Source organism: Cohnella soli, assembly GCF_042655525.1.
Classification (GTDB): domain Bacteria; phylum Bacillota; class Bacilli; order Paenibacillales; family Paenibacillaceae; genus Cohnella; species Cohnella soli.
Genome location: NZ_JBHSMI010000023.1, coordinates 476,849 through 494,214, shown reverse-complemented (window position 1 = coordinate 494,214; position 17,366 = coordinate 476,849). Strand labels below are relative to the sequence as shown.

At 54.1% G+C, this 17,366-nt stretch carries 15 protein-coding genes; all 15 read right to left on the bottom strand.

The window, feature by feature from the left end; translation table 11 throughout:
• Positions 1 to 214 precede the first annotated feature (214 nt).
• The 15 genes from ACFPOF_RS12790 to spoIID all read right to left on the bottom strand — a co-directional run bounded on the left by ACFPOF_RS12790 (position 215) and on the right by spoIID (position 16,299).
• A complete protein-coding gene (locus tag ACFPOF_RS12790; RefSeq protein WP_378133151.1) occupies positions 215 to 1,345 on the bottom strand; it encodes a glycosyltransferase family 4 protein in 1,131 nt (376 codons plus the stop codon).
• Between the two features lie 136 nt (positions 1,346 to 1,481).
• Positions 1,482 to 2,192: a WecB/TagA/CpsF family glycosyltransferase gene (locus tag ACFPOF_RS12785; protein WP_378133110.1), complete on the bottom strand. Its 711-nt coding sequence runs from the start codon at positions 2,190 to 2,192 to the stop codon at positions 1,482 to 1,484.
• A gap of 128 nt (positions 2,193 to 2,320) precedes the next feature.
• Positions 2,321 to 3,628, bottom strand: coding sequence for a polysaccharide pyruvyl transferase family protein (locus ACFPOF_RS12780; protein WP_378133108.1), 1,308 nt, complete (start codon positions 3,626 to 3,628; stop codon positions 2,321 to 2,323).
• Positions 3,629 to 4,118: 490 nt separating this feature from the next.
• A complete protein-coding gene (locus ACFPOF_RS12775; protein ID WP_378133106.1) occupies positions 4,119 to 6,164 on the bottom strand; it encodes a DUF5693 family protein in 2,046 nt (681 codons plus the stop codon).
• A 53-nt stretch (positions 6,165 to 6,217) separates the two neighbouring features.
• Positions 6,218 to 7,921 (bottom strand): phospho-sugar mutase, encoded by a 1,704-nt coding sequence (locus tag ACFPOF_RS12770; protein ID WP_378133104.1) that lies wholly within the window; start codon positions 7,919 to 7,921, stop codon positions 6,218 to 6,220.
• Between the two features lie 21 nt (positions 7,922 to 7,942).
• Positions 7,943 to 8,380: a 3-hydroxyacyl-ACP dehydratase FabZ gene (gene fabZ / locus ACFPOF_RS12765; protein WP_378133102.1), complete on the bottom strand. Its 438-nt coding sequence runs from the start codon at positions 8,378 to 8,380 to the stop codon at positions 7,943 to 7,945.
• A 172-nt stretch (positions 8,381 to 8,552) separates the two neighbouring features.
• The gene (gene pgsA / locus ACFPOF_RS12760) at positions 8,553 to 9,065 is read right to left on the bottom strand and encodes a CDP-diacylglycerol--glycerol-3-phosphate 3-phosphatidyltransferase (RefSeq protein ID WP_378133100.1); all 513 of its coding nucleotides are present in this window, start codon (positions 9,063 to 9,065) and stop codon (positions 8,553 to 8,555) included.
• A 131-nt stretch (positions 9,066 to 9,196) separates the two neighbouring features.
• The gene (locus tag ACFPOF_RS12755; RefSeq protein ID WP_378133098.1) at positions 9,197 to 9,430 is read right to left on the bottom strand and encodes a DNA-directed RNA polymerase subunit beta; all 234 of its coding nucleotides are present in this window, start codon (positions 9,428 to 9,430) and stop codon (positions 9,197 to 9,199) included.
• A gap of 212 nt (positions 9,431 to 9,642) precedes the next feature.
• Entirely contained in the window at positions 9,643 to 10,479 is an 837-nt protein-coding gene (locus tag ACFPOF_RS12750) for a flagellar hook-basal body protein (RefSeq protein ID WP_378133096.1), read from the bottom strand.
• A 26-nt stretch (positions 10,480 to 10,505) separates the two neighbouring features.
• On the bottom strand, positions 10,506 to 11,372 hold the full coding sequence (locus ACFPOF_RS12745) for a flagellar hook-basal body protein (RefSeq protein WP_378133094.1): 867 nt from the start codon (positions 11,370 to 11,372) through the stop codon (positions 10,506 to 10,508).
• Between the two features lie 27 nt (positions 11,373 to 11,399).
• Positions 11,400 to 12,398: a rod shape-determining protein MreB gene (gene mreB / locus ACFPOF_RS12740; RefSeq protein WP_378133092.1), complete on the bottom strand. Its 999-nt coding sequence runs from the start codon at positions 12,396 to 12,398 to the stop codon at positions 11,400 to 11,402.
• Between the two features lie 111 nt (positions 12,399 to 12,509).
• Positions 12,510 to 12,797: a sporulation transcriptional regulator SpoIIID gene (gene spoIIID / locus ACFPOF_RS12735; RefSeq protein ID WP_378133090.1), complete on the bottom strand. Its 288-nt coding sequence runs from the start codon at positions 12,795 to 12,797 to the stop codon at positions 12,510 to 12,512.
• A 244-nt stretch (positions 12,798 to 13,041) separates the two neighbouring features.
• On the bottom strand, positions 13,042 to 14,163 hold the full coding sequence (locus ACFPOF_RS12730) for an HD-GYP domain-containing protein (RefSeq protein ID WP_378133088.1): 1,122 nt from the start codon (positions 14,161 to 14,163) through the stop codon (positions 13,042 to 13,044).
• A 152-nt stretch (positions 14,164 to 14,315) separates the two neighbouring features.
• Positions 14,316 to 15,062, bottom strand: a complete 747-nt coding sequence (locus ACFPOF_RS12725; protein ID WP_378133086.1) for a peptidoglycan DD-metalloendopeptidase family protein — start codon at positions 15,060 to 15,062, stop codon at positions 14,316 to 14,318.
• 91 nt (positions 15,063 to 15,153) lie between these two features.
• Positions 15,154 to 16,299: a stage II sporulation protein D gene (gene spoIID / locus ACFPOF_RS12720; protein ID WP_378133084.1), complete on the bottom strand. Its 1,146-nt coding sequence runs from the start codon at positions 16,297 to 16,299 to the stop codon at positions 15,154 to 15,156.
• Between the last annotated feature and the right edge of the window lie 1,067 nt (positions 16,300 to 17,366).

The following is a 17,366-nucleotide window of genomic DNA, read 5'->3' as shown; positions in this document are numbered from 1 at the left end:
GAATTCCGATCGCGTTCCTCCTCTTGGCGGTATTCGCCTAATTCGGCAGCATATCCCATTAGACGTCAAAAAACCGCAAAAGTTCCGTACCTTTGTTATCGGGCTTGCAGGGGGAAATGTTTAGACGCGCGCGCGAAAAAAAGCCCCTAAAGCTTGTCCGTCGCGAAAGCGACGGGTTAGCAATGGGGGCTGTCTTAGCAAGTATAACGAAAAATTATTTGCCTCGAGAGTGAGTCTGAGGCTTCATGCGAAGTCTGGCGAGCAGGTCGAGCACCGGACGGCGCGTCTGATCGACGATACCGATAAGCTCGGCACCGATCTGGAGCAGGAACACGAGCGCGCAAATAACGATAAACGTGATCCAGTTGCCGAGTCCTGAATTGGAGACGGCCGACTGGATGACCGCGCAGGTGCCGAAGAACGCCGCAATGCCGTAAATAATCAGCACTGTTTTGCGATGGCTGAATCCGAGCTGTTGCAGACAGTGGTGCAGATGGCCTTTATCCGGGGCGAAGATCGGCTTCTTGCTTCTCCAGCGGCGGATAATGGCGAAGAATGTATCAGACAACGGTACGCCGATAATCAGCAACGGCGTCACGAAGGAGACGACTGTGATCTGCTTAAACCCGAGCATGGACAGCGTCGCCAGCGCAAAGCCGAGGAACAGTGAGCCCGAGTCTCCCATGAAAATTTTCGCGGGATGGAAGTTAAAGAACAGAAAACCGATAATACTGCCGAGCAGAACGGCCGAGATCAAGATGACCGGCGTGTTGCCCATAATGATCGCCATGACCATGATCGTAGCGACGGCGATACCGGATACGCCGGCAGCTAGTCCGTCCAACCCGTCGATCAAGTTAATCGCATTCGTTACGCCGACGATCCAGAAAATCGTAAGCGGAATGCTAAGCCATTCGCCGAGCGGCTGCATGTCCGAGCCGAACGGAATGTTGAGTAAGTCGATCTTAACATCGAAGCCGAACACGACGACGCACGCAGCGCCGATCTGCACGAGCAGCTTCAGCTTGGCGGACAAATCGAACTTGTCGTCAAGCGCGCCGAGCAGGACGATAATCGTCCCCCCAGTGAGGAGGCCATAGATCAAATCGCGATTATAAGAGCTTAATGTCCCCTCGGGAACAAAAGGCAGAACAAGTAATATTCCGATAACGAACGAACCGTAGATCGCAACGCCACCGAGTCGAGGCATGATCCGGGTATGGACTTTACGATGATTCGGCACGTCGATCGCGCCGATGCGTACAGCAAACTTCTTGACAAGCGGCGTCAGCACGAGCGCTAACCCCATTGTCACTGCGAATGCGATAAAAAGAAGTGCAAGCATCCAACCTGACACGATTCACAACTCCCCTTTTTGTATACCGGAATGAATTATACTCCCGCTGGAAGCGGATGAACAAGGTGAAGTTTCAGTCGTTTTCAGCCGTTTTTCATGATTTGAGTCATTTTCACGAATGTTTTCACGACGGATTGTTTGGTTTCAGGACTTTATCTCCGTCTTTAATCACTTTAATCGCGAATTGCGGCAACACCAGCATTCTCTTGAACCGACTCGGTTGCTGCAACAGCCTATAAAACCACTCCATACCCAATTTGCGGAAAATGGCCGGCGCGCGCTTCAGCTTGCCTGCGACGACGTCGAAGCTGCCTCCTACGCCCATGATGACAGGAACACCGAGCTCCGCTTCGTATTTCTCGATCCACGGCTCCTGATTCATCGTTGCGCGCGCGACAAACAACAAATCCGGCTTCGCCTCCCGTATGGCCGACACGACTTCCTGGTCTTCCTTATCAGTAAAGTACCCATCTCGATGCCCGACGAAACGAACGCCCGGATAACGCGCTTTAAGCTTCTCGTACGCAGCATCGATAATTTCCTGCGACGCTCCGAGTAAATAAGCGCTCCATCCCCGTTTGTCGCCTTGCGCGAACAACTCGTGCATGAGGTCGAATCCCGCGACGCGCTCCTGCACTGGGCGTTTCACTCGACGGGCCGCCCAGACGACTCCAGCGCCGTCCGGGACGACGAGATCGGCAGTTGCAAGCGTGCGATGAAACGACGGATTGTTGAGCCCAACCATGAGCATGATCGGATTACCTGTCACGACACGATGCGGTTTGCGTTCTTCGACCGCGCGGGTCAAGTAATCGACTGTCTGCCGCATGTTCATTGTTGAGAAAGGAACTCCATATAAGGATACCGTCGGAAAAGGCTTTGGCGTTGCGTTCACGTAAAGTCACACTCCAAGTTCGGACAATTGATGAGACGAATGAACGCCATAATTAAATTTACTCGGCGTTAGTTATTACGAATGAAATGGATAATTTGTTGCGCGGGTCTCGCCGCTTCGCGTTTCAAACGTTCGATGGCAGGTCCGCATTGGTCCAGCCAGCGTGCCGGATTGTCCAGAATTTCGGTGGCTCTGGCAGACGCTGCTGATGGATCAAGAGCTTCGGTTGTGCCGATCGCGGCTTGTCCGAGGCGATGCAGAAATTGATCAATCTTGGGATCGTACGAGATCCCAAGCAGCGGAACGTTACGATTCGCCGCATAGATCAGCGAATGAAGCCGCATGCCGATGAGCAATTCGCATCGGCCCACCTCCCGCAGCATCTGCTGCGGGTCATCGTGCGCCGGGGCCAGCTCCAGCTCCGCCGGAGCCCCGGAGCGCACGAGCCGTTCCATCACGTAGCGGGACGCATCCTCGTCCTCGCCGCGATGGAACGGCAGGAAGCGCAGCCTCACGCCGCCGTCGCGGCGTCTGGCCAGCGCTTCAAGCGCGTCTGCCACGCGGTCCATGTCCGCGCGGTCGACGCGCCAGAACCTGACGGACACGCCTACCGTCGGTAGCGCGTCCTTCCGCCCTTCGCTAGCGCTGCCAATCGCAGGCACATTCGCCTGCCCTTCGCTCGACGCACTCGTTGCCAACGCATCTCTCGGCTCCTCGCTCACGCCATCATTCGCCGGCATATTTGCCCGCTCTTCACTCGACGCACTCGTTGCCGACGCATCCCTCGGCTCTTCTCTAGCGCTGTCATCCGCTAGCTCTTCCCCCACGTCCCCCGGCAACGGCAATCCCATCACCGGATCCGGCACGACCTCGACTTTCGCGGGATCAACGCCATAGCCTCGTAGCAGCGACGCGGATTCCTCGTCGCGCACGCTCACGTACGCGGCTTTGCGGAACGCGCTGGCGATGAACGGCTTAAACATCGCCCGATGAACCGGACCGATACCTTGCGCATACACAAATGTCGGCTTACCCGCCCAACGGGCGAGTGCCAGTATACCTAAATAATACGGAATAGAGCCGAGGCCGGTCGCATCCTGCAGTAAACTTCCCCCGCCGCTGATAAGCCCGTCCGCGTCTTTCAGCGCCTTGCGTACTTCCGCGAGCTTCATGCGCGGAATCGCCTCGACACCGTATTGCGCCTTCGTCCAATCCGGATCTCCGGAGAGCACGACCGGCTCCACGGCTACTCCCGCAGCTTCGGCCTCTTCCTCAAGCGCAGTTAAAATGCTTTTAAGAACCGCTTCATCCCCGCTATTCCGAAATCCGTAATATCCGGAAAGCAGAATCCGGTACGTCATGCGGCCGTTTTTCATTTTCCCAAATGGTTTACGCTGTCCGATGTTCTACCGCCCCAATCGCTGATACTTCCTATAGAATGCGCCAAAGTGCCAATACTTACAAGAAAAAAACTTCTAATAACCGCATTCGGTACGCAAAAAAGCCACCCCACTTGCTATTCCATTCACACAAAATCCCCTGCGCCGCCGACTGGCAACGGAGGGGATTCCATTGGTTTCTTATGCCTTTGCCAACCGCAACGCGTTCCGCATCACACCATGCAGGATGTAATGATGAATTTCATCGTTACACCGCTAAGATCATTACATCCGACTCCGATAACGATGTTTTTCATCGTACCGCGAGCAATAAATCGTTAAAACGGCCCATTCCCTCCGCCTTACGATGAAAAACATCACTACAGCACCATCGCCATCGATTTCGTAAGCGATAACGATGTTTTTAATCCTACCAGCCTTCGCCCTCACCAGGCCTTACAGATCAGCCGCAGTGCGTGCAACCTTTCTACAAGACAGCCCCGCTCCGCTTCAACCACACGCCATACAGCTTCTCTAGAATCTGCCATACGGCGATCAGGATGAATCCGAGCACAAGACCGATGCCGAGGCCCAGCAGCACGCGAATGATCGACAAGAGCAAAGGCGTATGAATGTGCGCGAACGTGTCCACCATGGACAGTTGAGCGATCGTACCGGCGATGATGAGCACCGAGCCCCAGCGATAACGCAGTGCCAGGAAAATGCCCGCAAAGAAGATCGGATGGCCGAGCAAAAATTCTTTTGTCCGCGGACGCACGCCGAACGTGTTTTCGAGAATCGAACGGAATTGCATCTCGAGCCCAGATACTTGCCCGGAATTGCCCGTACGGGTCAAATAGTAAAGTCCAGCCGCGCCCAATACACCGAGGCAGACAATCCATAACACAGTGAGAGGCATGGCGAGAATTCTCTTCGCGTTGCCGACAACCGTGTTGTTGCCCCCGTACAGGAACACATACAAAGCAACGAGACCGATCGGCGCCAGGTGAAGCAAACCAACGCCGCGGAATTGCTGCAACACAAGGTTATAGGAAATATGGTTGAGCAGCGCCACGATAAACGGGATACCCGCCAGCGATAGCACGGTCGTACGCGCAAACAGCAGCAGCGCTCCGCCGATGCGCCGTGATACCGAGATGGGCGAGCTTGCGCTTTCCCTCAGCGTACGCAGTTTCTTTACGAGCAGGACGACAGCCGCAGTCGGTGCGCAGATCGCCGCCACGAGAGCCAACGCTTGTACCATCAGCGTCGGAGCGACGACGTATAGTCCCGCCCCGCCGATGTACCCGAGCACGAGAGCGATGACCAGCAACGCCGGCGCAAAAAGACCGATCGTCAACGCCACAAGCGTAATCGCCGCCAACATCGTCAAACCGCGCAACAACGTCTCTTGAGGAGCGTGGTGCACCTTAAACGCAGAAGGCTCGCCGACGTCGTAACCGAAGTCATGCAACTGCGCGATGACGCCCTTCGAACCATCCTCTTCTCCTTGAAGAACGTCAATAATATTATCGAGCGGTTGGGACACTTTGCCCTTCAGCGTGTCTTTCACCGCAACTGCGTTCAAGTACAACAAACGGATATCGCGGTCCTTTACGGCCAGAATGAGTCGGTCTTCCAGCACCGGCTTTTTGATAACCGTCATCTCGGCCTCGCCGACGGAATGTGCGCGAATCGCATTATAGCCGAGGAAGTTGGCAAGTTTCGCGGCGCCACGCTGCGGCACTTTCAAGTTCTCGAACATCCCGATGCCGATGCCGTACTTCTTAAGCGAGTAAGAGAAAGTTTTCAGATTGTCGAATTTCTTGCCCTCGCCGAAGCCGGTTACCGACTCGCCGTCGAACAGCACATATTTGACGCCGAGCGTCTGGAACGAGCTCAGCCAGCGATCCACTTCGGCCGCATCGAATGAAGGAAAACGGTCCGACAACCTCGGAACAAGGTTAAACCCTTCGTCCTTTAGCATTTTCATCGCCAAAGGATTCGGCTGCATGGGACGCAGCAACGCATCGTCGTACCCCATATCGATTCTCAGGCCATCGGCGCCTTTGATCGACCAATTGGTAACTGCTGCGCCGTGCCGTGCGAACGCCTGTTCAATAATTGGTCGAAGCGTCGTTTCGTCACCCGGTTGATTAAAAACGACGTAAGTCGCATTATCCTCCGGCGGCGACAGCTTTCCTTCAAGCAGGGCCGCTTGCGTTGCATTGTACACATTGATTTCGCCCGCCCAGCCCAGCTCCTCAAGCGTGCTCTCGAACACGGTCATCGCGTTAACGCCCGCATCCTTCAGCCGCTTAAGCTGCTCCTGTACAAATACTTGCGGGTTCGGTTGTGTGCTGCTCACCTGAAGCAGGTCCCGGTAGTCCATCACGATTTCATAGTTGTCCGCCGACGTTTCCGTCTGCACACGTGCATACATTACCGGCAACGCAGCGACAATGCCGACCAACACAACCCACCAAAGCCATTTTGCGCCTATCGCATTCCATTTGTTCAACCATTGGGGCACTACGGGTCACTCCTTTATCTTCTGTACACGTACGTATAAATCGGGACAACGCGTCAAGCCAAAGAATCGACCCGTGCCATAACGGCTGAGGCAAGCTGTCCAACGGCAGCTTTTGCTTCTTCTATACCTGTTCCGCGCACTGCGAAATAGACTTTAATTTTCGGTTCTGTGCCCGATGGACGCAAGCAGAACCATGAACCGTCAGCCAGCATGAACTTCAGGACGTTCTCGCGCGGCAGGCCGTCCAGCCCTTCGGCATAATCGAGCACTCGCGTTACGGTAACGTCGGCGATTTCCTGCGGCGGATTCGAGCGCCAATCGCTCATAATCGCCCCAATCTGTTCGACGCCGTTCTTGCCTTTTAAGGTGCGCGACTCTAACTTTTCGAGATAAGTTCCGTATTGCGCGTACAGCTCAAGCAATACTTCATATAATGTCTTCCCTTGCGCCTTGTAATAAGCGGCCGCTTCGCAGATCAGCAACGTTGCGACAATGGCGTCTTTGTCTCGGGCATAGTCCCCCGTCAAATAGCCGTAGCTCTCCTCGTAGCCGAACAAAAACGAATGGGAGCCCGACGCTTTGAATTTCGTCATGAGTTCCCCGATATATTTGAAGCCGGTCAACGTGCTGAACACTTCGCAGCCATATGAAGCCGCAATGTCGGCCCCCATCTCGCTCGTAACGATCGTCTTAACGACGGCGCCGTTGGCTGGGAGCTTGCCTTGTTCTTTCAAGTTGGACAGCAAATAGTGAATCATAAGCGCGCCGGACTGGTTGCCCGTCAGAACGACATACTCGCCTTTATCATTTTTGACGACAGCACCCATCCGGTCTGCATCCGGGTCTGTTCCGACGATAATGTCGGCGCCGGTCTCGTTCGCAAGTTTGATCGCCAGAACGAAAGCTTCCTGCTCCTCCGGATTCGGAGACTTGACCGTAGGGAACATGCCATCCGGCTTCTCTTGTTCCGGAACGACCCGGACGTTGGAGAATCCCGCTAGCTCCAGCACGCGGCGCGCGGGCAGATTACCCGTGCCGTGCAACGGGGTGAATACGACGCCCAACGCTGCGCCCGCACCGTTCTTGAGCACATCCGGACGAACGCTCTGACCGGCAACGACCGCCGCGAACTTCTCGTCGTCCTCTTCTCCCAACCAGACGAGCAGCCCTTGAGCTTCAGCCTCGGAGCGAGTGAGTCTCTTTACGTTATCGAAAGCTCCGACATTACGAATATAGGAAATGACTTGTTCGGCATCGTCAGGAATGAGTTGTCCCCCATCCGCCCCGTACACCTTGTAGCCGTTGTATTCAGGCGGGTTATGGCTTGCCGTCACAACGATGCCCCCGGTCGCTTTCAAATCGCGCACCGCAAACGATAGCTGCGGCGTAGGACGAAGAGAACGGAACAAATAAGTACGGATGCCGTTGGCCGCGAGAACACATGCTGCTTCTAAAGAGAAGACATCGGAATTGTTACGGGAGTCGTGAGCGATGACGACGGAAGGCCGATCTGCCTTCGTCAGAAGGAAATTCGCGAATCCTTGAGTGGCCTTGCCGATGACGTAACGGTTCATTCGGTTCGTCCCTGCGCCCATGACGCCGCGAAGTCCGCCCGTTCCGAATTCGAGATCGCGATAGAAACGATCCTCGATTTCGCCTTCTAGTCCGGCAATGCTTTGCAACTCTTCTTTCGTCGCGCTATCGATATTGGGGTCGCTTAACCATGCTTCGTACAATTCAAGCGGATTCGCTGCCATTCGTTCGTTCCCCTTTCTCTCTTATCCTTTATTCGGATCCTGCAAAGCGAACATGAGCTCACCTTCGGCAACGATCGTGTCGCCGACGCGGGCGACGCCGCGGCCTTTGCCGATCGGTCCTTTCAGACGCGTCACTTCAAGCTCGAGCGTCAACGTATCTCCCGGCTTCACTTGCCCGCGGAAACGGAATTCATCGATGCCCGCGAAGAAGCCGATTTTGCCTTTGTTTTCATCAATCGCCATCATCGCGACCGTACCGACTTGCGCAAGCGCTTCAACGATTAGAACGCCAGGCATAACCGGATAGTTCGGAAAGTGTCCAACGAAATGAGGCTCGTTCATCGTTACGTTTTTGATGCCTACGGCGCGTTTGCCAGGCTCCAGCTCCAGGATGCGGTCTACGAGCAGAAACGGCGGACGATGCGGGATCAGCTTTTGGATTTCGATAATATCTAACATAATTTCCTCCGTTTATTGTGCCGACTGCCTGCCGGCGACATTGATGGGGCCGAACGCGCATAAGCTGCTCGGGGTCTGTCCATAATACGACTATCCCTAGGCGAACTGCAGTCGCGAAGGTTGATATAAGAGAACGCCGCCGGCACTGATCCGCCGGCGGCGGTTCTTTTTCTCAGCTTGCCCGATTCAGGCTCCTGAATTTCATTAAATAGACAAACGATGCGATGAATGACAGAACGATGCCGCACCACAGCACCTCGATGCCCCCTGCAAGCTCGAAAAACAACAACGTGATTGCGATATAATAGATGACTGTCGTCGCTTTGCCGAAAAAGTTAGCCGGAACGGTTTGCTGTCCGCGGAAATAAAAGTAGGCCGTAATGACAATCATTGCGGTTTCCCTGAAAACCATCACGATAAACGCGGCGAGAGGGAGAACGCTGTTGATCAGCAACGCCAGCACGACGCTGAGCACCATCAACTTATCCGCGAGCGGGTCGAGTAAACTTCCGGTAACCGTCACCAGACCATTTCGGCGGGCGATATAACCATCCAAAAAATCAGTCAAACCGGCTGCCAACAAAACAATTACGGCAGCGATCGCCTGATCGTTCAAATAGAGAAACAGGAATACGGGAATCAAGACGAATCGGGCCATCGTTAACATATTTGGCACATTCATCATCTGATTCCCTCCCATTTCCACTTAAAGTTCCCCATCATTATAACGCTCACCTGTACAAATGAAAACTCCCCGAGCAAGGTGCCGGGGAGTCGTTGTCCCGGTTGCAAGGCGCAGGCCAGACTCAGCCAAACTTAGCTGCCCGCCGCGAACACGAGATCATACATATGCTTCCAGGTGCTGGAATCGAATACTTCCGACATCGGCCGATCACCCAGAACGCCGTATCCGATCGCAAGTCCTACGATGAGCGCCGCTACGCATAGTACCGGGATGATCAATATTTTGACGCTTACCCAGACAATTCGGCCGATCACCTTGCCCGAAGACCTTTTGGCCGGTTCGTTGGGTCGTGATGTTGCAGTCATGACTCTTTTGCTCCTTCAAGAGGTAGTTCAAAAAGCCCGATTTTGATCACGATGTGGGTTCGAGAAGCTTATTCGATGTCGAATCTTGAATTCAGCCGGGACTTCCGGTGCTCACGTAGGTTTGCCTACTCTCCGCTCCTCATTCCCTAAGCTTCTTTCAACCTTCTCGGTGCTGAAAACCGGGCTTTTTGAACATGCTTTTAGCTTAAAGCTTAGGCGCGCAGATTGTTCGCCATTGCCATCATCTGTTCGCTGGATGTCAGTGCCCGAGCGCTGAGCTGGTAAGCTCGTTGTACGATCATCAGATCGGTCAATTCATCCGTCAAGTTCACGTTCGATTGCTCGACGAAGCCTTGGCGAACCGAGATTCCGCTCTCTCCGTTAGGAAGCCCGGCAATTGTGCGTACCACGTTGTCGGGATTAACATCGGCAGGAATGCCATACAAGTTATCCGATACGGCTTGCAGCAATTCCGGATTCGTCACTTCTACGAGCTTTAGTCTGCCGAGAGCGATCGAATCTTTAGCGCCGACCGCGGTCAACGTGCCGTCTGCCGCGACGCTCAAGTTGTAACCCGCCGGAACGCGTACGAAATCTTCCGCTCCGCCAACGTCCGCTACGACTTGCTGGCCGGAATTTGTCACAAGAATGCGATCCCCGTTCGCGTCGGGCATCAATTGAAACGGTCCGTGACGCGTAAATGCGCGGACGCCGTTCAAGTCGCCATCCGTGCGCACTTCGAACAAGCCGTTGCCCTCGATCGCGATATCCGTCATGTTCCCCGTCTCTTGCAGAACGCCTTGGGACAAGTCGGTCTGCATCGATGCGATTCTCGTACCCCAGCCTTCCGTGAAGCCTAGCGGCGAACGGCGTCCTGCCTGGTTGAAATCCTGCAGCTGAGGCTGGATGCTCGTCAATATATCCTGAAATACGGCGGATTTGCGTTTGTACCCGACCGTATTGGAGTTGGAGACGTTATCTGCGAGAATATCCAGCTTGCGTTGTAAGGCGTTCATTGATGCCGAAGCAATAATCATGGAGTTGTTCACTTAGGAGTTCCTCCTACTTGTGTTGGTTATACCCGACCAATCTCATTTACAGCTTTATCCAAGCTGCGGTCATACGTCTGGATGACCTTCTGATTCGCTTCATAGGCTCGCAGAGCGGCCATCAGATCGGCTGACGATTGAGCCGGATCGACGTTCGAACGCTCGAGATAGCCTTGGCGTACGGCAACCCGTTCACCCGCAGCAATCTGCGTCAGCGCCGTCGCGTCTCCCTTGTACCGGAACTGGCCGTCACCTTCGCGAACGAGCAGGTTAGGGTTGTCCACCTTCACAATGCGAAGCTGCGGGTTGCCATTCAACGGCGTTCCCGTCGTCTTGTCGACAAGTTTGCCGTCACCGGTTACGGTCACTCGGTCCCATGGAACGGTCACAATGATCGGTTGACCGTTCGCGCCGACAACCGCTTGTCCATTCGACGTAATCAATGTGCCGTCTGGAGCCGTCTTAAAGCTGCCATCCCTCGTGTAACGTTCTTCGCCGTTTGGCGTCGATATCGCGAAAAAGGCTTGCGGTTTGTACGTCACTTGTCCATTCGCGTCCACGAACTTGCCGGAATCGTCGAATGGCACGCCATCCACAAGGTAATCCGAGATGAGCGCCAAATCTTGGCTTCTATAAGTCTGTTGGAGATCTCCCTGCGTGAATAACGGAAGGTTCTCCTCTGCGAATACGCCCGTAGTCAGCTTGCCGATGCCGCCCGTCGGCGGATTCGCCCCGCCCATGACCGAAATCAGCATCTCAGGGAAGGATCTTGAAACCGTGTTGCCGCCTTTGAAGCCCGGCGTGTTCAAGTTCGCGATATTATTGGTGATCGTATCGTGTCTCCGCTGTTGGGTGATCATTCCCGATGCGGCCGTATACAACCCTCTTAACATGAAGCTGCCTCCCTTGAAAACGCAAGTTTATCCCATTTTGCGGGTCATTTTATCGAGATGGTCCAGCATAATTCCGGTTCCTTTAACGACGCAATGCATCGGATCTTCCGCGATTAACACCGGCACTTTGATCTCGTCCGCAAGCAAAGCGTCCAATCCGTCAAGCAATGCGCCGCCGCCCGTCAAGATGACGCCGCGGTCGATGATGTCCGCGGACAATTCCGGAGGCGTGCGCTCAAGCACGGATTTCGCGGAAGCGACGATCGACATCACCGGCTCCCAAAGCGCTTCGCGCACTTCGTCCGAGTGGATCGTCACGGTGAGCGGCAGCCCCGACACCATATCTCTTCCGCGAATGTCCATTTCCTCGCGACGACCGCCGAGGTGCACGGTGCCGATCTTGATCTTGATGTCTTCGCTCGTACGTTCGCCGATAAGTAATTTATATTTGTTCTTTATGTACTTCATGATCGCGGAATCGAACTTGTCCCCCGCGATTTTAAGAGAAGAGGCGGTTACGACATCGCCCATGGACAGAACGGCGACATCCGTCGTACCTCCGCCTATATCAACTACCATATTGCCGCTAGGCTGGAAAATATCCATGCCTGCGCCGATCGCGGCCGCTTTCGCTTCCTCTTCGAGGAACACTTCCTTGGCGCCGCTTCGTTCGGCCGCTTCGCGGATCGCTTTCTGTTCTACCGATGTAATATTCGTAGGCGCGCAGATGAGAATGCGGGGACGGCTATACCAGTTTTTGCCGCCGACACGCGCGATGAACGCTTTCAACATCATGTCCGTCACTTCGAAGTCGGCGATGACGCCGTCCCGGAGCGGACGAATGGCGATGATGTGGCCGGGCGTCCGACCAACCATGCGGTGGGCTTCTTCCCCGACAGCCAATACTCTGCGCGTGTCGCTCTCGATGGCGACAACGGACGGTTCGTCGAGTACGACTCCTTTGCCTTTAACGTGAATAGATACGTTAGCCGTACCCAGATCGATGCCGATGTCTTTGCTAAACATGAGAGGATAATCCTTCCGCCGAAAAAATGGTTACGTAGCAATAGTATATTATTCGGGGCGCCTCCCGCAAATCCTTCTTTTCCTTTTGTTTTTTCGACAAGATTAGCAAAATTATGCTTTCCCCGCCGCCATCACTTCCCTTTTCTTGATCGTCGTTTTCTTGTATTTGATTTTCGTCGCTTCCCCTCCCCTAAGGTGCCGGATCGATTTGTGATATTCAAGGATGTGCTTCACCTGGTCGGCCAAGTCCGGATTGATCTCCGGCAGACGTTCGGTTAGGTCTTTATGCACCGTGCTTTTGGAGACGCCGAATTCCTTCGCTATCGTTCGCACCGTATTGCGCGTCTCCACTATGCTGCGGCCGATTTTAATCGTGCGTTCCTTGATGTAATCGTGCACGCTCCCGCCTCCCTGCTGAAATAGAATTGGTACAGTATATGAGGGGCGCGGTCACTTATTCTATGTTGCCAAGCCTGACGGGCTAGGAAAGTCCATTTTTTGACGCGATAAATAGGTCCGAAGGTCCGAAAAACACTTCCAAAGACCTAATCAGATGACATTTCCGCTGTACAAAAAAAGCCCGCAACCCCTTGATAAACAAAGGGTTGCGAGCCTGCAAAGACAAACTCGATACGGACTTTTCTTATTGGCCGGCTTTGCCAACGATAACAAGGTTCGGATGTTGTTGCAGATCGAGAATTTCCCGTTTGCCGTCTTCTTTCCCTCTCGCGACTGCCAGCTTAACGACCGGCCGTTGAATCGGTCTGCCCGCCGTCTCCATGATGGTCGCCTCGCGCCCGTCGCTCAACATGACCGTCGTGCCGACGGGATAGATGACCAGCCTGCTCAGGAATGTTTTGACCAGTTGCCAATCGAAATGATAATTGCCTGCTGCGAGTAAATATTCGACAGCTTCGGCTGGACGATAGGCATTGCGATGATGCCGAGGAGAGCCAAGCGCGTTGTACACATCCGCGATCGCAACTATCCGCGCGAACTCCGGAATGCTTTCGTTTTTCATCCCAAGCGGATAGCCATTGCCTTGATAACGCTCATGATGCAGAAGCGCGCATTGCGCGGCAGCTGGCGGAACTTCCTTGATCTTCTTCAGAACATGGTATCCTTCGTTCGTATGTTGCCTGAGGACGGTCAGCTCTTTCTCGGTCAACCCTCGATTGAGCTTCACAAGTTCATGCGGAATTCGGGTCATGCCGATATCCGAAAACATAGCGCCGATCGCAAGCTCGAGTTGCTTCGCTCCGTCGAACCCTAGCGCCATCCCGAGAATGCTTGAGCATAACGTAACATTAAGCGAATGTTCGAACAGCATTTGATCCGTGCCCTTGATGACGCCCAATTCTTCTGCAAAAGCCGGGTGGGAGACGATCTCCATCAGCATTTCTCGGAACTTGGGACGAAAATCGGGGAATGGCGCCAGCATCTGCTCGGTCAATGCGCCTCTTTCCGCGAATTCCGCTACGAGTTTGACCGCTTCCTTGCGCGTCTGCTCGTCGCTCTTCATCTCGGCGATATTCGGTGGAATCCAATCCGCCGCCACTCTATCCTTTCGGACGTTAGCCGCATTCGCCGCCGACTCGTTATGTGCGCCGATCTGAACACTATTAATTCGAAGCGCTTTCAATCTCTCGATATATTTATCTGTGAGCACCGTTCCCGCTTCCAGCATAACGATGCCGTTAAGACCGTGCACCGGCTTGGCAAGCACGTCTCCGATCTCGAGCTGGGCGATTCCAACGTTCTTCATACAGCCCCTTCCTTCCAACCATTCGCTTCAGACACTCTTATTCGTCAAGATTATGACATAGCTTTTACCAAATTGTCGATAGTCTCTCGAGTGAAATAAAGAGAGCTCCGCGCATTTCACGCGAAGCTCTCTCTATCGCCACATCGAATCTCTTACTTTTTCTCCGACTTAATCAGCTTGTTCGGGTTAACCGAAATGCCGTTGTCGCGAACTTCGAAGTGAACGTGAGCGCCTTTCTCGGATTCGAGCTCGCTCGTTCCGGCAGAAGCAATCTTGTCGCCTTGCTTCACTTCGTCGCCGACTTTCACTTGCAGATCGGTCAAGCTTTGGTAAACCGTCACACGACCGTTTGGATGCTCGATTTCCACTTCATAGCCGTTGACAGGGTTCTGACCTGCGACGATAACTTTGCCGCTCATCGCGGCCACAACGTCGAACGTCGCTCCGTCTGCTCTTGCCAAGTCCGTTGCCATATGCGGTTTGAACTGGTTGTCGCTGTACTGCACCATCGCCGCTTCTTTCTCTTTCTCGGACGCCGAAGCATCATAGAAAGGAATCGAAGTGGTCAAATCTTCGATCTTGCTGACCGGCCATTTCAGTTGCTCTCCGTTAGCGACTACCGCCGTTGCTTCGGGATCGGATTTCCCGTTCGCAGTCGACTCGCTTTCGACGCCTGTCAAACTCGGGACGGATTGATTCGGATCTTTTTGACCCGATCCCGCGTTCAGCCAGAGAATCGTAACGATGATTGCTGCGGCGGCCATGTAAGCTGCAGGGAATACCCAGCGTTTTGAAAGCAGCTTTTTCCATCCGGAAGGCCTGGCAGCGGACGACGTTACCGCAACCGTCTTGCTAGAGTCTTCGATCTTGCGTGGCGTTTTGTTATTGCCATCATTCATGGTTATCATCACCTCAGTAAGCCATTGTTACCAGGTGACGACGTTTTATACCTGAATCGGTTGAAAGATTGCCATTTTTATAGATATTGTTCTATGCCGAGCCTTTCGCAAGCTTTGAAACTACCTGCACACGAGCTCCTTGATAATAGTATTCCACAATATAAGACGACGTCTTCCCCAGCTTGGCCAATCCTTGCGCACCCCATTGGCTCATGCCGACACCGTGCCCGCTGCCGTAAGTTGTAACCAGAAGTTCGTTGCCGGTGACTTGAAGATCGAACGCGGCGGAACGCAGCCCTAATTTCTCGCGGACTTCCTCTCCAGTCCATCTTTCGGAACCCACTTGCAGCGTCTTGACGCGGCGCCCCGGCGTTCTATCGAGCACTCGAATCGGCTTCTTGGCCGACACACCCGCTTTACCGGCGACCGGCAGAGCGTCTCCTCCGAGCTTGCGATAAATCTCAGCCAATCCAAACCGTGTCGTCTCTTTTGCTCTCGGAGCAACTGCATCCCATGGGCTGGGTACGGAGCGGAGATAAGGTTGCTTAGCCGCGAACACATCCTCCGAGTTTTCAGTATAGCCGTTGCTCGTCGAGAAAAATAAAGCTTCTATCGGTTGGCCGCCATAGACGATAATCTGCCCCTTCGTTCGTTCTACCGCTAGGGCCGCTTTTCTATAGCCGTCTTCGTCTTCCGACTTAAGTCGTTTCATATCAGAGAGTGATCGATAGACCTGATGGGTGATCGTATCCGTCACATCCGCTTTTTCCGTCGTCATGCCGGACCGGTCGCCGAGCGCGAGTCTTCTCTCGATATACGTGCGGGCAGCAAGTGCTTGGGCTTCCAGCGCTGCCGGTTCGAAATCCAGCGGCATCTCCGCAGCGACGACGCCTAGCACGTAAGTTTCCAACGGCACGGTCTCTATTTTATGCTGCTTGGTTAAGTAGACGCTCACGGACTTTTCTATACCTGCCTTTGCTGCAGTGCCCGGGGACGAAGACGAGTGGGTAGACTGGCTTGTCCGATCTGGAGGAGCAGTTTGCCTCGGTATCATGCTAGGGTTGGCGTCCGTTCCGCCGACTTGGGTGAAGGACGTTTGGAACATGCCAGAAGTTGCCTGCTTTGCGCCGCCTGCCCCATGAGCTAACATCCATACGATACCTGACAATAGAATGCCGGCGACAAAAGCGACCCAGATCAACCTGCCGCCGTCCGCTCCTTTCACTCTCGCTCGCAAACTCCCACCTCCCGCAAAACGGATGCTTCCAAAATATGCGAGTCTCGCAATGGCTAGAACCCGTTTCGGTAGAAGGGTGAGGTTGTTCGTTCGACTAATCCCAACTACGGCTAACCTCAGCGACTCCGAGCAGGCAGCTAATTCGACTAATCCCAACTACAGCTCACCTCAGCGACTCCGAACAGGCAGCTAGTTCGACTAATCCCAACTACGGCTCACCTCAGCGACTCCGAGCAGACAGCTAGTTCGACTAATCCCAACTACGGCTCACCTCAGCGACTCCGAGCAGACAGCTAGTTCGACTAATCCCAACTACGGCTCACCTCAGCGACGCCGAGCAGACAGCTAGTTCGACTAATCCCAACTACGGCTCACCTCAGCGACGCCGCCCTCCGCACTACCTCGCGCCCCGCAGTGTACTAATTTTCGCACAACCGCCTTCAGACGAAGTTGGCGTCAAACGGTGTGCTACTGACAGTGTGGCGTGCTGGTACCAGACATTTTTCTTGATTGTGCCCATAAAAAAAACTACGACGGCACAATTCACTAACCAGAAACATAACTGCTAAGGAACAATTGTTGAATGTTGTAACGGTTGGAGCGCGTAAATGCGAAATCAGCCGCCGCCCGTCGGTAGTAGAGCGACGAGAAGCGGGTACGCGGTGGGCTGCAGTCAGGCGAAACCCACTTAGAGCGACAAAAAGCGGCGCACGGTGAGCTGCAGTTAGGTGAAACCCACTTAGAGCGACGAGAAACGGCGAACGGCGAGCTGCAGTTAGGTGAAACCCAATTAGAGCGACAAAAAGCGGCGCACGGTGAGCTGCAGTCAGGTGAAACCCACTTAGAGCGACAAAAAGCGGCGCACGGTGAGCTGCAGTCAGGTGAAACCCACTTAGAGCGACGAGAAACGGCGAACGGCGAGCTGCAGTCAGGCGAAACCCACTTAGAGCGACGAGAAACGGCGAACGGCGAGCTGTAGTTAGGTGAAACCCACTTAGAGCGACAAAAAGCTGCGCACGGTGAGCTGCAGTCAGGTGAATACCACTTAGAGCGACGAGAAACGGCGG